The 15,051-nt window shown below is 70.7% G+C and carries 13 protein-coding genes and 2 pseudogenes; 7 read left to right on the forward strand and 8 right to left on the reverse strand.

Annotation, left to right across the window (positions count from 1 at the left end; all coding sequences use genetic code 11):
* Positions 1-84, forward strand: a pseudogene (locus tag OFY01_RS26430) (transcriptional regulator); the annotation flags it as partial.
* Between the two features lie 27 nt (positions 85-111).
* Positions 112-2,454 carry an FUSC family protein gene (locus tag OFY01_RS26435; protein WP_266603990.1) on the forward strand — a complete coding sequence of 781 codons (2,343 nt, stop codon included), beginning with the start codon at positions 112-114 and terminating at the stop codon, positions 2,452-2,454.
* Positions 2,455-2,724: 270 nt separating this feature from the next.
* Here OFY01_RS26435 and OFY01_RS26440 read toward each other — a convergent pair whose 3' ends face one another.
* From OFY01_RS26440 to OFY01_RS26450, 3 genes are all read right to left on the reverse strand, one after another.
* Complete coding sequence (locus OFY01_RS26440) at positions 2,725-3,243, reverse strand: hypothetical protein (protein WP_266603992.1); 519 nt, start codon at positions 3,241-3,243, stop codon at positions 2,725-2,727.
* 75 nt (positions 3,244-3,318) lie between these two features.
* Positions 3,319-4,782, reverse strand: coding sequence for an aldehyde dehydrogenase family protein (locus OFY01_RS26445; RefSeq protein WP_266603994.1), 1,464 nt, complete (start codon positions 4,780-4,782; stop codon positions 3,319-3,321).
* Positions 4,783-4,884: 102 nt separating this feature from the next.
* Entirely contained in the window at positions 4,885-5,778 is an 894-nt protein-coding gene (locus tag OFY01_RS26450) for a helix-turn-helix domain-containing protein (RefSeq protein WP_266603995.1), read from the reverse strand.
* 275 nt (positions 5,779-6,053) lie between these two features.
* Here OFY01_RS26450 and OFY01_RS26455 point away from each other — a divergent pair, with 275 nt between their 5' ends.
* Positions 6,054-6,575 carry an ATP-binding protein gene (locus OFY01_RS26455; protein ID WP_266603997.1) on the forward strand — a complete coding sequence of 174 codons (522 nt, stop codon included), beginning with the start codon at positions 6,054-6,056 and terminating at the stop codon, positions 6,573-6,575.
* A gap of 37 nt (positions 6,576-6,612) precedes the next feature.
* Here OFY01_RS26455 and OFY01_RS26460 read toward each other — a convergent pair whose 3' ends face one another.
* Positions 6,613-6,852: a DUF397 domain-containing protein gene (locus OFY01_RS26460; RefSeq protein WP_266603999.1), complete on the reverse strand. Its 240-nt coding sequence runs from the start codon at positions 6,850-6,852 to the stop codon at positions 6,613-6,615.
* A 364-nt stretch (positions 6,853-7,216) separates the two neighbouring features.
* Here OFY01_RS26460 and OFY01_RS26465 point away from each other — a divergent pair, with 364 nt between their 5' ends.
* Positions 7,217-7,753: a DinB family protein gene (locus OFY01_RS26465; protein ID WP_266604001.1), complete on the forward strand. Its 537-nt coding sequence runs from the start codon at positions 7,217-7,219 to the stop codon at positions 7,751-7,753.
* Between the two features lie 42 nt (positions 7,754-7,795).
* Positions 7,796-8,437: a PadR family transcriptional regulator gene (locus OFY01_RS26470; protein WP_266604003.1), complete on the forward strand. Its 642-nt coding sequence runs from the start codon at positions 7,796-7,798 to the stop codon at positions 8,435-8,437.
* 165 nt (positions 8,438-8,602) lie between these two features.
* On the opposite strand, the gene OFY01_RS26475 is transcribed toward OFY01_RS26470, so the two are convergent.
* Entirely contained in the window at positions 8,603-10,030 is a 1,428-nt protein-coding gene (locus OFY01_RS26475; RefSeq protein WP_266604005.1) for a glutamate decarboxylase, read from the reverse strand.
* A 110-nt stretch (positions 10,031-10,140) separates the two neighbouring features.
* On the opposite strand from OFY01_RS26475, the gene OFY01_RS26480 reads away from it, so the two are divergent.
* Positions 10,141-10,920, forward strand: coding sequence for a MerR family transcriptional regulator (locus OFY01_RS26480; RefSeq protein ID WP_266604007.1), 780 nt, complete (start codon positions 10,141-10,143; stop codon positions 10,918-10,920).
* Here OFY01_RS26480 and OFY01_RS26485 read toward each other — a convergent pair.
* On the reverse strand, positions 10,917-11,291 hold the full coding sequence (locus OFY01_RS26485) for a YbjQ family protein (RefSeq protein WP_266604009.1): 375 nt from the start codon (positions 11,289-11,291) through the stop codon (positions 10,917-10,919). The genes OFY01_RS26480 and OFY01_RS26485 overlap by 4 nt on opposite strands.
* Before the next feature lie 146 nt (positions 11,292-11,437).
* Between OFY01_RS26485 and OFY01_RS26490 the strand changes: the two are divergent.
* Positions 11,438-12,127, forward strand: a pseudogene (locus tag OFY01_RS26490) (DedA family protein); the annotation flags it as partial.
* Positions 12,128-12,552: 425 nt separating this feature from the next.
* Here OFY01_RS26490 and OFY01_RS26495 read toward each other — a convergent pair.
* The gene (locus tag OFY01_RS26495; protein ID WP_266604011.1) at positions 12,553-14,220 is read right to left on the reverse strand and encodes a threonine/serine exporter family protein; all 1,668 of its coding nucleotides are present in this window, start codon (positions 14,218-14,220) and stop codon (positions 12,553-12,555) included.
* Between the two features lie 187 nt (positions 14,221-14,407).
* Positions 14,408-14,899, reverse strand: coding sequence for an inorganic diphosphatase (locus tag OFY01_RS26500; protein ID WP_266604013.1), 492 nt, complete (start codon positions 14,897-14,899; stop codon positions 14,408-14,410).
* Positions 14,900-15,051: the final 152 nt, after the last annotated feature.

Below are 15,051 nucleotides of genomic sequence, written 5' to 3' on the forward strand. Positions count from 1 at the left end.
CGCCGCCTCAACCGGTTGAGGCGCGAAGAGTTCGACGAGCGGTTTCCGGGGCTCCTGGACCTGGTGCTGCGCGACAGTCGATAACCGACATATCGCCCGTATCCTGTCCGGGTGAGCTGGTTCCGGGCGCTGAAGGACACCACCCGCTCGGGTCTGACCGTCGAGCGGAAACGTCTGGAACCCCTGATCGCGGTCCGCGGCGCCGCCGGGCTCGCGATCGTCATCGCCGTGAGCCTGACGCTGTTCGGGCCCGCGGTGGCGGCCGGCTCGGCGTTCGGCGCGTACCAGGCGGCCATCGCCACGTTCCAGCGGAGCTGGCGGCCCCGGCCCGAGCTGGCGTTCGCCTCCGGCGCGAGCCTGGCCGTGTCGACCTTCCTCGGCTATCTCACCGGCTCCCACCTGTTCCTCTTCCTGGCGCTGCTCGCCGTCTGGACGTATCTGGCGGGGCTTGCCTGGGCGGCCGGGCCGACCATCGGCCTCATCGCCTCCTCGAACGTCGCGATGATGCTGGTCACCATCACCCTGCCGACCTCGGTCGAGGAGGCCGCGGCGCACGCGGGGATGATGGTCTTCGGTGGCCTCGTCCAGGCGGCCCTCGTGGTGCTCTTCCCGGTACGCAGATGGGGCGCGCACCGCGACGCGCTCGCCGACGCCCTCGCCGCCGAGGCCGACTACGCGCGCCGCCTGCGGCACGACCCGCTCGCGCCGTTCGACCCGCAGCCGCTGATGCTGGCCCGCAATGCCGCTGCGCTCACCCCGCGCCAGGCGCGCACCCGCCCCGCCCAGCTGCACGGCGCCCGCGGCCTGGCCGAGCGGATCCGCCCGGTCCTCGCCTCGCTCGCCGACCCGGCGGTCGGGGTGCCGGAGGAGGGGCCCGAGCGCGCCCGGGTCCGCGAGCTGCTCGGTGCCGCGGGCGCGATCCTCGACGCGGCCGCCCGCGCCATCCGGCACGGTACGCCGGTGACGCTGCCGCCGGCCGCGGTCGCCGCGTTTCGCACCCCGGACACCGGGGCGATCCTTTCGGGCCCCGCGAAGCGGGCGGCCGACCGCCTCGGCTCCCTGCTCGGGGATGTGATGGAGACGGCGGGCGGCGGCGGAGGCCCCCAAGGAACCTCAGCGCGAACCTCAGCACGAATCTCAGGCCGAATCTCAGGCCGAACCTCAGGCCGAACCTCAGGAGGAACCTCAGGCGAAACCTCGGGAGCGAGGCCGGGAGGGAGGCCAGGAGCACCTTCAACAGCGAGCTCAGGACGGAACTCAGGAGCGAGCCCAGGACGGAGCTCAAGAGCGAGCTCAGGACGGAGGAGTTCGGGAGCGAGCTCAGGAGGCGGTCCAGAAGGCGCTTCCGCTTCCACCTCCGCGCCCCCACAGCCTCTCCACCGCCCCGGCCTCCTCCAACTGGTCCCTGCCGCAGTCCGCGCGATGCGGCGGGAGGCGGCCACCCGCGACTCCCCGGTCCTGCGCCACGCCACCCGCGTGACGGCCGTCGCCACCGTCGGCTACCTCATCGGCCACGCGCTGCCGTTCGGACACGGCTACTGGGCGCCGATGTCCGCCGTCATGGTGATGCGGCCGGACTTCTCCCAGACGTACTCCCGCGCGGTGGCCCGTTTCGGCGGCACGCTCATCGGTGTGGCCCTGGCCACCGGCGTCGTCCAGCTCGTGGTCCCCGGCACCCGCCTCTCGGCCGCGCTCGCCGTGCTCTGCGCGGGGCTGATGTACCTGCTCATGCGCACGGGCCAGCTGGCGGCGCAGGCGTGCGTGGGCGCCTACGTGGTGTTCCTGCTCGGCATGGGCGGGCAGACCTGGGACCAGACGGTGCCCGAACGTGTCGTGCTCACCCTCGTCGGCGGCGTCCTGGCGATGATCTCGTACGCCCTCTACCCCGCGTGGGAGACCCCGCGTCTGCGCGCCTACCTCGCGGCCTGGCTGACCTCGGTCGGTGAGTACGCGGCCACGGTCGTCGACCACTACGCCCACCCGGCGGGCAGCAGCTGTCCCGACGTCCGCGCGGCCCTGCTGAGGACCCGCGACGCCCGTGCCGCCTGGCAGACGGCGGCGGGCCGCGCCAGGACCGAGCCCGTACGACACCGCGGTCTGTCGCACGCCGCGGCGGACGACGCCGAACACGCGCTGCTGCACCTCGGCCGGGTCGCCATGCTGATGGAGGCGCACCTCCCGGAGCGCGACGCGGTCCCGGTGCCCGCGGCGGCCGCCCTCGCCGACGCGCTGCGCACCGCGACGCGCGAGGGCGCACGCGCGATCCGCGAGCGCCGTGAGCCGTGCTGGACGCCGGTGGCCGAGGCCCTGGCGGTCTGGGACGGCGAGGGCGTGCCCGACCGGGTCGTACGCCGTGGGGCGGGGCTCCTCCTTGACGCCCTGGAGGACCTGTCCGACGCGCTCGACGACACCGACGGCGTACCGCCGAAGTCGGTGGCGGTACGCCGGGGTTAGGGCCTGTCCGGCGGATCTCGCCGGGGCCGCTGGGTCTGGCACGCACGTCTGCGGCGTTGTCGTCGGTTGCCGACTCCCTCGGCCTCGAACCGAGCTCCGCCCGGCTCGGCCGTGAGGCACCCCCTTCGCGTCGCCGCCGCCCTCCTCCGCCTTGCGGCCGCACGCACCGGACCCCGCTCACCGGTACCGATCGGCACGGTCGACCGAGTCCGACCCGATCCGCCGGACGGGCCCTGGCCAAGCGGGGCCACGGCAAGGCGCCCGTCGGGCTCAGCCCGTGCCGACACCGCCGGCAAGACCACTGGGAAGAGCGCTCGGGAGGTTCGGCAGCTTGCCGTTCTCGGACTTCGTGAACGTGTCGGTCGTGCCGCCGTCCCACGCCACCTTCATGGTCGTGCCGTCGTTGGACGCGACCGTGCCCAGGGACCGGGTGGTGTCACCGTCCGCGCACGTGAGGCTGATGGTCGGCTTGCCCGCGTCGGCCACGGCGCCGCTGCACAGATGGCCGTCGCCCGTGCTCAGGGACGCCTGCTTGCCGCCGACGACCAGGACCACCGGCCGGCCGCCGGTCGTGGCGCTCCAGATGCCCTCGGCGTCCTTCACGGACCCGGCGGAGCCGCCCGAGGAACCGGACGGTGAACTGGCCCCGTCGGACGGCTTGCCCTTGTCGTTGCCGTCGTTACCGCCGTTGCCGCCGCCGTTGGCGCTGCTGCAGCCGGTGACGGCCAGCGCCGCCACCGCGGCGGCCGTTACGACCCATACGTGCTTGTTGCGCACAACATCCCCCATACGTAACCGCTGTTGGGCCCGGACATCGCCCCCGGGCCGCCGCGGCAAGCTACCAGTCCCCGTCGGACGGGGAGCTCAGAAGGGGAACCGCGACCTCCCGTGCTGCACGGAGATCCACTTCTGTGTCGTGAACGCCTCCACGGTCGCCTCGCCGTTGAGGCGGCCCAGTCCCGACCGCTTCTCCCCGCCGAAGGCGACGAGCGGCTCGTCGTGCACGGTTCCGTCGTTGACGTGGATCATGCCCGTGTCGATCTGCTGGGCGAACGCCACGCCCCGCTCGACGTCCCCGGTGTGCACGGCACCGCTCAGCCCGTACGGGGTGTCGTTCGCGATCCGCACCGCCTCCTCGTCCCCGTCGAACGGGATGAGCAGCGCGACCGGCCCGAAGATCTCCTGGCGCAGCACCGAGGAGTCGGCGGGCAGCCCGGCGAGCACGACCGGCTCCACGAGGTTGCCCTCCACCGTGCCGCGCACCAGCGCCGTCGCACCCTCGGCGACCGCCTGCTCGACGACGCCCGAGATCGACTCCGCCTGGGTGGAGTTGATGACCGGGCCGATCACCGTCGACGGGTCGCGCGGGTCGCCCGCCTTCAGCGTCTTCACCTTGGCCACGAACTTCTCGGTGAACTCCTTCTCCACCTTGCGGTCCACGAGGATGCGGTTCGCCGCCATGCAGACCTGGCCCTGGTGGACGTAGCGGCTGAAGACCGCCGCGTCGACCGCGTAGTCGATGTCCGCGTCGTCGAGCACGGTCAGCGCGCTGTTGCCGCCGAGTTCGAGCACCGCGTGCTTGAACTGCGAGGCGCACACCGTCGCGACGTGCTGGCCGACCTTGTCGGAGCCGGTGAAGGAGATGACCTTCGGCACGGGGTGCGTGAGCAGCGCGTCGCCGATCTCGGCGATGTCCGTGATGACCACGTTGAGCAGGCCCGCCGGAAGTCCCGCGTCCTCGAAGACCTTGGCCACGAGTGAGCCGCCGCAGATCGGTGTGTTCTGGTGCGGCTTGAGGACCACCGCGTTGCCGAGCGCCAGCGCCGGGGCGACGGACTTGATGCTGAGCAGGAACGGGAAGTTGAACGGCGAAATGACCCCGACGACGCCGACCGGCACCCGGTAGAGCCGGTTCTCCTTGCCGTCCACCGGCGACGGGATCACCCGGCCCTGCGGGCGCAGCGCCAGCTGGATCGACTCGCGCAGGAACTCCTTGGCCAGGTGCAGCTCGAAACCGGCCTTCACGCGCGTGCCGCCGAGCTCGTCGATGATCGCCTCGGTGATCTCGGCCTCCCGCTCCTCGATGAGGCGCAGGGCCCGCTCGAAGACGAGCCGGCGCGTGTACGCGTTGGTCTTCGCCCACTCCTTCTGCGCGCGCTCGGCGGCCCGGTATGCCTCGTCTATCTCCTCCGTCGAGGCCACCGTGATCGAGGCCAGTTTGTCGCCGCTGTACGGATTGAAGTCGATGATGTCCCACGACCCGCGCCCCGCGCGCCATGAGCCGTCGATGTACTGCCGGTCGAGTTCGGTGAAGTAGGACGAGGTCATGGGCAATCAGTCCCTTGCTACAGCTGCCTCAGCGGTCCAGAAACCTGAATGGACGTCATCGTACGTCCAGAAGTGGGCAGTTGTGGCGGAAGACCGATCACTTCACGCTCGGTCGAAGTCCTTGATGACGCGTTCGATCAGTTTCCGGCTCTCCTTCGGGGACGGGCACTCCTCCTGGAGGTCCGTCATGGCCTTCGTGTACTGCGCGACGTCCTCGCGCTTGTCCAAGTACAGGGCGCTGGTGAGCTGTTCGAGGAATACGACGTCCTGGAGGTCGGACTCCGGGAAGGTGAGCAGCGTGAAGGTGCCGGACTCGCCGGAGTGCCAGCCGTGGCTGAACGGCATGACCTGCACGGTGAGATGGGGGAGTTCGGACAGTTCGATGAGGTGCTCCAGCTGCCCGCGCATCACCTCGGGCCCGCCCTGCACGCGGCGCAGCGCCGCCTCGTCGAGGATGAGCCGCACCTGGGGCGCGCGCTCGGCCACCAGCAGCTTCTGCCGCTCCAGGCGCAGCGCGACGCGGCGGTCGATGTCGTCCTGGTCGACGGGCGCGGCCCCGGTCGCGGCCTTGCGCATGCCGCGCTCGACGACGGCGTGGGCGTACGCGGAGGTCTGCAGCAGACCGTGCACGAACTGCGCCTCGTAGCCGCGGATGACCGAGGCGGCGCCCTCCAGGCCCACGTACGTCTGGAACCAGCTCGGCAGCACGTCGGAGTAACTGTGCCACCAGCCCGCGACGTTGGCCTCCTTGGCGAGGGAGAGCAGGGCGCCGCGCTCGGCGTCGTCGGTCACTCCGTACAGGGTGAGCAGGTCCTCGACGTCACGCGCCTTGAAGCTCACCCGTCCCAACTCCATGCGGCTGATCTTCGATTCGGAGGCGCGGATCGAGTAGCCGGCGGCCTCCCTCGTGATGCCCCGCGATTCCCTCAGGCGCCTGAGCTGCGAGCCCAGCAGAATGCGCCGCACCACAGAGCCGCTCGACTCTCCAGCGGTCACGTCGTCCAACCTCCCCAATGCTTCAGAGGCCGAAGTCTGCCATCAAAACGCTCCGTCCCGTACTCGCTCGGTTACAGAAACGGAAAGATCGAGTCAGCTCTACGGAAGAAATCGTAGGGAGAAATGACCAAGAACTGGTACGTGAGTGATCAAGTCGGTCGCGTGCACGTGCATCTGCCCTTGCATCTGGGGTACGCATTCGGAAGCATGGGGGCCGTCACACCGCCACTGCTCGCTATCGTCGCTACGTACTGCGAAATTGGGGAGTGCCTCGCATGGGGACGAACGGATCGACCATGCTCGAGCCTTTGAGGCAGGGGCTTCCCCCCGTCGACCCCTCGACCGTCGCCGCGGCCGCCTCGTGCGCGCTTCCGGCCCGGTACGAAGCGGTGCGCAGCGCCCGGGAGTTCGTCCGGCGGACCCTCAACGAGTGGGGGGTGTCGGAGCGGTTCGACGACATATGTCTGGTCGTCTCTGAACTGGTCACCAACGCCCTGCGCCACGGCCTTCCCGCCGACACGCCCTACGAGCAGGACCCGCCGGTGCGGCTGCACCTGACCCGCTGGGCCTCGCGCCTGGTGTGCGCGGTGCGCGACCCCAGCGACGAGAGCCCGGTCGCGCGGGACGACGCGGCGGACGGCGACTTCTCCCTGGAGTCCGGCCGCGGGCTGCTGCTCGTCGACTCGTTCAGCGACGCGTGGGGCTGGCACCGCGCGCTGTCCGCGTCCGGTGAGCCGGGTTCGCGTTCCGGCTCGGGGAAATCCGGGAAAGTGGTCTGGGCGCTTTTCGCGTGGTGACGCGGGTAGACCGCCGACAGAGAGGGACGCGGGCCGGTCAGCTCGCTATGAGGTGGTCGAACTCCCCGTCCTTCACGCCGAGCAGCATGGCCTCGATCTCGGCCGGTGTGTAGATGAGGGCGGGACCCTCGGGGAAGTTGGAGTTGCGGACGGCGACCCGCCCGCCCGGCAGCTTCGCGAACTCCACGCAGGAGCCCTGCGAGTTGCTGTGCCGGCTCTTCTGCCAGGTGACGCCGTGCAGCTCCGTCGCCGCCATGCCGTTGTACACGTGATGCACGGTTCGCTCCAGGTGATGCTGTGACGGTGAACGTGGACTGGACCGGTGTGTCCTGTGGCAGATTGGAGGTTGGGACACCAGTGATTGTGTGTCCCAACTGTCCAGGATCATAGCTGCGTTCACGTGCAGATGCATGATGCAAATGCACGTGCACGTGTGGTGTTCCTCTGGTTACAGCCATCGTGGTCGTCCGCTGGTTGCAGCCATCGTGATCTTCCGCGGTCCCGCCCGGTCCTGCCCGGTCCTGCCCGGTCCTGCCTCTCCCTCTCCGCGTCACCCCGAAATTCCTTGATCTGGGACACGATCTGACCTCGTTCAAACCTAGGGTTCGTCGTGTCAGGCACTCCGGCGAAAGGTGGCCGTCATGGTCATGCACGTGAACCCCGAAGCCCGCGGAGACGAGCGCGGAGCACTGCTCGCGTTCCTGGAGGAACAGCGCGGCGGCCTGCGGCGCGCGCTGCTCGGCCTCACCGACGAGCAGGCGTCGTCCGCCCCGAGCGCCAGCTCCCTCTCGCTGGTCGGCCTGGCCAAGCACGTGGCCCGTACCGAACAGGGGTGGATCGCCCTGGCCGCCGGCTCGGCGCCCGACCACGAGCGCACCCAGGAGGCGTACCAGGCCGGATTCCGCCTTGAGGAGGGCGAGTCGGTGAAGTCGGTCCTCGCCTACTACGAGGACGTGGCCCGCCGCACCGACGCGTTCTTCCGCGCCGCCGCAAGCCTCGACGACACGTTCCCGCTGCCGGACGAGCCGTGGTTCCCCGACGGCCAGGAGGTCTCGCTGCGCTGGCTCGCCCTGCACCTGATCCGCGAGACGGCGCGGCACGCGGGCCACGCCGACATCGTCCGCGAGTCCCTGGACGGCAGAACGGCGTTCGAGCTGGTGGCGATGGCCCAGGCTTGACACGGGCGACCTGGCTGTGCCCCGACCTTCTAGGCTGGCCGCATGTCAGCGATCCGCCTCCTGGTCCTCGGGGCCGTACGCCAGCACGGCCGGGCGCACGGCTATCAGGTCCGCAGTGACCTGGAGTACTGGGGCGCCCACGAGTGGTCGAACGCCAAGCCCGGCTCGATCTACCACGCGCTCAAGCAGATGGCGAAGCAAGGACTGTTGCGGGCGCACGAGGTCGCCCCGTCCACGGCGGGCGGCCCGCCGCGCACCGAGTACGAGATCACGGACCGGGGCACCGAGGAGTACTTCGCCCTGGTCCGTACGTCGCTGACCTCGTACGACCAGCGCCCCGACGCCCTGACGGCGGCGCTCGGCTTCATGGTCGACCTGCCGCGCGACGAGGTCGTGGCGCTGCTGGAGGAGCGGGTGCGCGGGATCGAGGCGTGGCGCCGGACCGTCACCGAGCACTACACGCCGGAGGAGGGCCCCGAACAGCTCGGCCACATCGGCGAGATCATGAACTACTGGGTCCACTCGGCCGACACCGGCGCGTCCTGGACGTGCGGGCTGATCGACCGCGTCAAGGCGGGCGCCTACACGTTCGCGGGCGAGGGCGAGCCGTTCGTCGGGGTGCTGGCGGAGGGCGATGAGAACCCGTACGGGACGGGGGAGCGGCACCCCGACGACGCCCTCTGACCGGTGGGCGCCCGAGCCGGTGGGCCCGTGGCCCGGTGAGTCTGTGATCCGGTGGGCCTCCGATCCGGCGGGCCTGTGCCCCGGTGAGCCCATGCCCCGGCGGGGACGCCTGAGCCGGTGGCCACCGCGATCACTCCTCCGCGGTGCGCGCGGGCCCCACCCCGCTCAGTGGTGGAACCCGGTAGCCGCCTCCCGGTCCCGCGTCAGCGGATGCGGCTGGCGCCGCAGTTCCGGCAGGAGCCGGTTCAGGTCCTCCACGAGCATGTGCGCCAGGTCGGACGAGAAGCCGTTGCGGCAGACGACCCGCAGCACCGCCAGATCCTCGCGGTTGGCCGGGAAGGTGTAGGCCGGGACCAGCCAGCCGCGCTCGCGAAGGCGCCGCGACACGTCGAAGACGTCGTAGGCCGTGACGTCGTCCGCCGTCGTGAAGGCGAACACCGGCAACTGGTCCCCGCGCGTGAGCAGCCGGAAGTCGCCGAACGCCTCGATCCGGTCGGCCAGGCCCCGCGCCACGTCCCGCGTGGCCTGCTGAACGGCCCGGTAGCCGTCGCGGCCGAGCCGCAGGAACGAGTAGTACTGGGCCACGACCTGCGCGCCCGGCCGCGAGAAGTTCAGGGCGAACGTGGGCATGTCTCCGCCCAGGTAGTTGACGCGGAAGACCAGTTCCTCGGGCAGCGCTTCCGCGTCGCGCCACAGCGCCCAGCCGACACCCGGGTAGACGAGCCCGTACTTGTGCCCCGAGGTGTTGATCGAGGCGACGCGCGGCAGCCGGAAGTCCCAGACCAGGTCGGGGTCGAGGAAGGGGGCCACCATCGCGCCGGAGGCGCCGTCGACGTGTACGGGGATGTCCAGGCCCGTGCGCTCCTGGAGCTCGTCCAGGGCCGCGCACAGCTCGGCGATCGGCTCGTAGGAGCCGTCGAAGGTCGAGCCGAGGATGCCGACGACCCCGATCGTGTTCTCGTCGCACAGCGCCGCCGCCGCGGCCGGGTCGAGGTGGTACCGGTCGCCCTCCATCGGCACCTGGCGCGCCTCCACCTCCCAGAAGGCGCAGAACTTCTCCCAGCACACCTGGACGTTGATGCCCATGACCAGGTTGGGACGGGCGTCGCGCGACGGGTACCGGTCGGCGTTCCGCAGCGCCCAGCGCCGCTTGAGCGCCATACCGGCGAGCATGCACGCCTCGCTCGACCCGGTCGTCGAGCAGCCCACGGCCGCGCCCGGCTCCGGCGCGTTCCACAGCTCGGCGAGCATGGACACGCAGCGCCGCTCCAGTTCGGCGGTGCGCGGGTACTCGTCCTTGTCGATCATGTTCTTGTCCCGGCACTCCGCCATGAGGACACCCGCCTGCGGCTCCATCCAGGTGGTGACGAAGGTGGCCAGGTTGAGGCGGGCGTTGCCGTCCAGCATCAGCTCGTCGTGGACCAGCTGGTACGCCGTGGCCGGGTCCAGCGGCCCGTCCGGGAGCCGGTGCTTGGGCGGCGCGTCGGTCATGGCGGCCGCCGGGTTGGCCTCGCCGTAGAACGGGTTGACCGCCATGGGGCGCTCGTCGGGCTTGCCGTACTGGTCCGTGGGACTGTGGTGCAACGGCGACATGGCGTCACTCCTCGCGTACGCGCGCGTACAGACTCACGTCACCTTAAGCAGACAGCGGGCCGTCGGGCCTGCTTGCGCCTCACGTGACGTGAGGGCCCAAGCTGAGACGCATGAGCTACTCCGTCGGCCAGGTGGCCGGATTCGCCGGGGTGACGGTCCGCACCCTGCACCACTACGACGAGATCGGCCTGCTCGTCCCGAGCGAACGCAACCACGCGAGCCACCGCCGCTACGGCGAGCCGGACCTGGACCGGCTCCAGCGGGTCCTCTTCTACCGGGAGCTCGGGTTCCCGCTGGAGGAGATCCAGGCCCTGCTCGACGACCCGGACACCGACCCGCGCGAACACCTGCGGCGCCAGCACGGCCTGCTCACCGCCCGTATCGAGAAACTGCAGAAGATGGCCGAGGCCGTCGAACACGCCATGGAGGCACAGAAGATGGGAATCCAGCTCACACCAAAGGAGCGGTTCGAGGTCTTCGGGGACAAGGACCCCGAGCGGTACCGCGACGAGGCCGAGCGGCGCTGGGGCGGCACGGAGGCGTACACGGAGTCGCAGCGCCGCGCGGCGACGTACACCAAGGAGGACTGGAAGCGGCTGCAGGCCGAGGTCGAGGAGTGGAGCACGCGGTACGCGTCGCTGGTCGCGAAGGGCGTGAGCCCTGGCGGCGAGCAGGCCATGGACATGGCCGAGGAACACCGCGCGCACATCTCCCGGTGGTACTACGAGTGCCCGCACGCCATGCACGTGTGCCTCGCCGACATGTACGTGGCCGACGAGCGGTTCAAGGCGTTCTACGACGCCATGGGCGAGGGCGTCGCCGAACACCTGCGCGAGGCGATCCACGCGAACGCGCGGCGGCACTCCGCGGCGGAGGCCGACGAGTCCTAGGCGGCGCCCTGCGGCGCGATCACCACGGCCGTGCCGTACGCGCACACCTCCGTGCCGATGTCCGCCGCCTCGGTGACGTCGAAGCGGAACATCAGGACGGCGTTGGCGCCGCGGGACCTGGCCTGTTCGATGAGGCGTTCCATGGCCTGGTTCCGGGTCTGCACCAGCGTCTTCGTCAGACCCTTCAGCTCGCCGCCGATCATGGATTTCAGGCCCGCGCCGATCTGGCTGCCCAGGTGGCGCGAGCGCACGGTGAGGCCGAAGACCTCGCCGATGACCTGCCGGACCTCGAACCCCGGGACGTCGTTCGTGGTGACGACGAGCACATCCGCCTGCGCGGTCTGTCCGCCGCCGAAGTCTTCGATTCCCATAAGGACAGGTTTGCCACAGTTCACGCACAGTGCATCCTGGGAGAGCCACTGGAACCTGGCACGGCGCCGGGGCGTTGATAGCTTTACCACGCCATTGCGCCTCGCCCGTGGCGTACCTTCCCTTCACCCCTCAGGAGCCCGGACCCGTGACGACGCTTGCTCTCGGTCCAAGCTGGCTGGACCCGGACCATCTGCTGAACTCGTTCGGCGTCTGGGGCCTGCTGCTCGTCGTGTTCGCCGAGTCCGGCCTGCTGATCGGTTTCTTCCTGCCGGGTGACTCGCTGCTGTTCACCTGCGGCCTGCTGATCACGGCGGGCACGCTCGACTTCCCGCTGTGGGCCGCCATCGCCCTGATCTGCGTCGCCGCGGTCCTGGGCGACCAGGCGGGATATCTGTTCGGCAAGAAGGTCGGGCCGTCGCTGTTCACACGTCCTGACTCGCGCCTGTTCAAGCAGGAGAACGTCACCAAGGCGCACGAGTTCTTCGAGAAATACGGCGCGAAGTCCCTGGTCCTGGCCCGTTTCGTGCCCATCGTGCGGACGTTCACGCCGATCATCGCGGGCGTCTCGGGGATGCGGTACCGCTCCTTCATCACGTTCAACGTGATCGGTGGCGTGCTGTGGGGCGCGGGCGTCACGCTGCTCGGCTCCTGGCTCGGCAACATCGAGTTCGTCCACAAGAACATCGAGGCGATGCTCATGCTGATCGTCCTGGTGTCGGTGGTGCCGATCGGTATCGAGCTGCTGCGGGCGCGGAGCAAGGCGAAGAAGGCCCCGGCCCCGACCGACCCGACGGCACCCGTGGCCTCCCGCCCGGCCCCGACCCAGCGCCGCCGGCACGCCAAGCGGTAGGGACGGCTCCGCCAGGGGCGCGGGGAACCGCGCGAGAAGCGGCCACGAGGAGCACTCGGCAACGCACACGAGCCAGGCAGATGGTCTCCATGGGTCGCGGGTCCCGGGTCCCGGGTCGCGGGCCGCACCGCGCTCTGCGGCTCCGCCGCGTCGGCCGGGCCCAGAAAGCAGGCCCAGCGGTCACCCGACGGCGACCACAACCCCGGTATCCGCCGGAACTCTGGCGTGTGCCGGAATCTCGGCGCCCGCCGGAGCCCTGTCGTCTGCCGGAACCCCGGCGCCCGCTAGAACCCCGGCGCCCGCTAGAACCCCGGCGCCCGCCGGAACCCCGGCGCCCGCCGGAACCCCGGCGCCCGCCGGAACCCCGGCGCCCGCCGGAACCCCGGCGCCCGCTAGAACCCCGGCGCCCGCTAGAACCCCCGCGTCCGCTTGGCCGCTCGGCGGTCCGCCCCCACGGGCTGCCGGATGACGACCCGCGCGATCTCCCCTCCGAGGTTCACCCCGATGGCGATGGCCATCGCCAGGGCCGCGGCCTTGGACAGCGACGTCAGGCCCGCGTTGACGTCGCCCTGGACGAACGACAGCAGACCGAAGTACGTCGCCGAACCGGGCAGCAGCGGCCCGATCGCCGCGGTCACGTACGGCAGCGCCGAGGCGAACCGGTAGCGCGAGAACAGCTGCCCGAACAGGCCGACGAGCCCGGCCGCCGCGGCCGTCGACGCCACCGGCGAGATGTTCCCGGTGTAGTGCATCGCCCCGTACACCGTCCACGCCACCCCGCCGTTGAGCGTCACCGCGACCACGGTCGAACGTTCCTGCTGCAACAGCACGGCGAAGGCCAGCGACAGCACCATCGCCGCGGCGATCTGCCACAGCGGCCGCGGGACGACCTTCAGCGCGATCTCGGGGTTGAGCTTCGCGTTCAGCTGCACGCCCACGTACAGCGTGACGAGCACGCCCACGACGATGCCCACGAAGAAGTACAGGACCTCCAGGAGCCGCGCCCCCGCGGTGATGTAGTAGCCGGTCAGGCCGTCCTGCACGCCCGCCACGAGCGCCCGGCCCGGCAGCAGCGCGAAGAGCCCACCGGTGATCACCGCGGACGCCCGTACGTCCACGAAGGTGTGCGACAGCGTCAGCAGGATGCCGATCGCGGCGGGCGGCATCGCGGCCACCGCGAACTGGTAGAACTCCGGGAACCCGCGCGCCGAGCACAGCCACGCGAGCCGGTCGCCGAGCATCCCGCCGAGGGCCGCGGCGACGAACACGATGAGGTCACCGCCGACGAGGATCGACGCCGACCCGCACAGCAGCCCGTTCGCCGCCGTCAGCGCCCATCCGGGGTAGGGGTGCCGGTTGCGGCGGATCTCGGCGAGCCGCCGGTATGCCTCCTCCAGGGTGACGTCGACGTCCTCGTCACTGATGTCGTCCACCAGGCGGAACACGGCCGCGAGCCGCGTGTAGTCGGTGCCGCGACGGCGCACCGTGCGCGACGCCGTCACCGGGTCCTCGACCAGCGACGGCTGGAAGCTGACCGAGAGCAGCGTGAACGTCGCCGTCGGCTCGCACCGGTCAAGGCCGTAGGCCCGGCACACGGCGAACATCGCCGCCTCCACGTCCTCGGCGCCCTCACCGCCCGCGAGCAGCAGCTCACCGATGCGCAGCGACAGGTCGAGCACGCGCGGCACCGCGGGGCCGTGCTCCTCGTCGTGGCGCTGCACCGGCTCGGACGAGGGCCGCTCGGCGACCGGCAGCCGCAGCATCGCCCGCATCTGGTCCTGCCAGGGCGTCTCCTTGGTCAGCTTGACGACCGGGACGCCGTGCGGCGGCGTGAAGGCGGGCGGCGACTTGCGTGCGCTGTACGTCTGCGGCTGCGTGAACGCCGAACCCTCCGGCTCGGCCGGGGCGGCGGGCGGCGCGCTCAAGCCTTCCGGCAGCGCGAACTCGGACGTGGTCGAGGACTCCTCGTCCGTCACCGGCGCGGGCGTCTCCACCCCGGGGGGCTGGACGAACGCGCTGCGGGCCTCGTCGGACTGCGGCTTGCGGTCCTCCGGAGCCTCGGATTCCCTCTCCGACACCTCTCGCCCTTGCTGCCGTACCTGTGGTTCCTGCCGTTCGGTTCCCGCCGTTCATCACACTCGTACGGCCTCAGTATGCGCACGGACACGCGAACGGGCCGCACGACCCCCGAGGGGAACGCGCGGCCCGTTCGCGGACGGCCCCTGGGCCGGCCCGGCGGCCCAGGCGGCCGCTCAGTGCCCGCCGTCAGTGCCCGCCGTTGTCCTGGAAACGCTTGTACGAGCGCTCGATCTCGGCCTCGGCGTCGGCGCGGCCGACCCAGTCGGCGCCCTCGACGGACTTGCCGGGCTCCAGGTCCTTGTAGACCTCGAAGAAGTGCTGGATCTCCAGGCGGTCGAACTCCGAGACGTGGTGGATGTCGCGCAGGTGCTCCATCCGGGGGTCCGTCGACGGGACGCACAGCAGCTTGTCGTCGCCGCCGGCCTCGTCCGTCATGCGGAACATGCCGATCGCGCGGCACTTGATGAGGCAGCCCGGGAAGGTCGGCTCGTCCAGGATGACCAGCGCGTCCAGCGGGTCGCCGTCCTCGCCGAGGGTGTTCTCGACGAAGCCGTAGTCCGTCGGGTACGCGGTCGAGGTGAACAGACGACGGTCGAGGCGGATACGACCGGTCTCGTGGTCGACCTCGTACTTGTTCCGCGACCCCTTGGGAATCTCGATCGTGACGTCGAACTCCACCGGTGGCTCCTCCATGATCAACAACACGTGACTGGCGTGACGTGTGACTGGTGATACTGCGTCTTCCGGGGGACAACATCCCCCGGACCCCCAGCCGACCTGCGGCCGAAGCCGCCCGGAAGCGATCGTGCGACGAGGGGCAATGGTTAAGT

The organism is Streptomyces beihaiensis (assembly GCF_026274175.1).
Taxonomy (GTDB): Bacteria; Actinomycetota; Actinomycetes; order Streptomycetales; family Streptomycetaceae; genus Streptomyces; species Streptomyces beihaiensis.

What these genes read in the sequence shown, in the direction of transcription:
- OFY01_RS26465 (WP_266604001.1), top strand. Translation starts at nt 7,217, where the DNA reads ATGGTCATGCACGTGAACCCCGAAGCCCGCGGAGACGAGCGCGGAGCA.
- OFY01_RS26455 (WP_266603997.1), top strand. Translation starts at nt 6,054, where the DNA reads ATGGGGACGAACGGATCGACCATGCTCGAGCCTTTGAGGCAGGGGCTT.
- OFY01_RS26485 (WP_266604009.1), bottom strand. Translation starts at nt 11,291, where the DNA reads ATGGGAATCGAAGACTTCGGCGGCGGACAGACCGCGCAGGCGGATGTG.
- OFY01_RS26475 (WP_266604005.1), bottom strand. Translation starts at nt 10,030, where the DNA reads ATGTCGCCGTTGCACCACAGTCCCACGGACCAGTACGGCAAGCCCGAC.
- OFY01_RS26480 (WP_266604007.1), top strand. Translation starts at nt 10,141, where the DNA reads ATGAGCTACTCCGTCGGCCAGGTGGCCGGATTCGCCGGGGTGACGGTC.
- OFY01_RS26445 (WP_266603994.1), bottom strand. Translation starts at nt 4,782, where the DNA reads ATGACCTCGTCCTACTTCACCGAACTCGACCGGCAGTACATCGACGGC.
- OFY01_RS26470 (WP_266604003.1), top strand. Translation starts at nt 7,796, where the DNA reads ATGTCAGCGATCCGCCTCCTGGTCCTCGGGGCCGTACGCCAGCACGGC.
- OFY01_RS26440 (WP_266603992.1), bottom strand. Translation starts at nt 3,243, where the DNA reads ATGGGGGATGTTGTGCGCAACAAGCACGTATGGGTCGTAACGGCCGCC.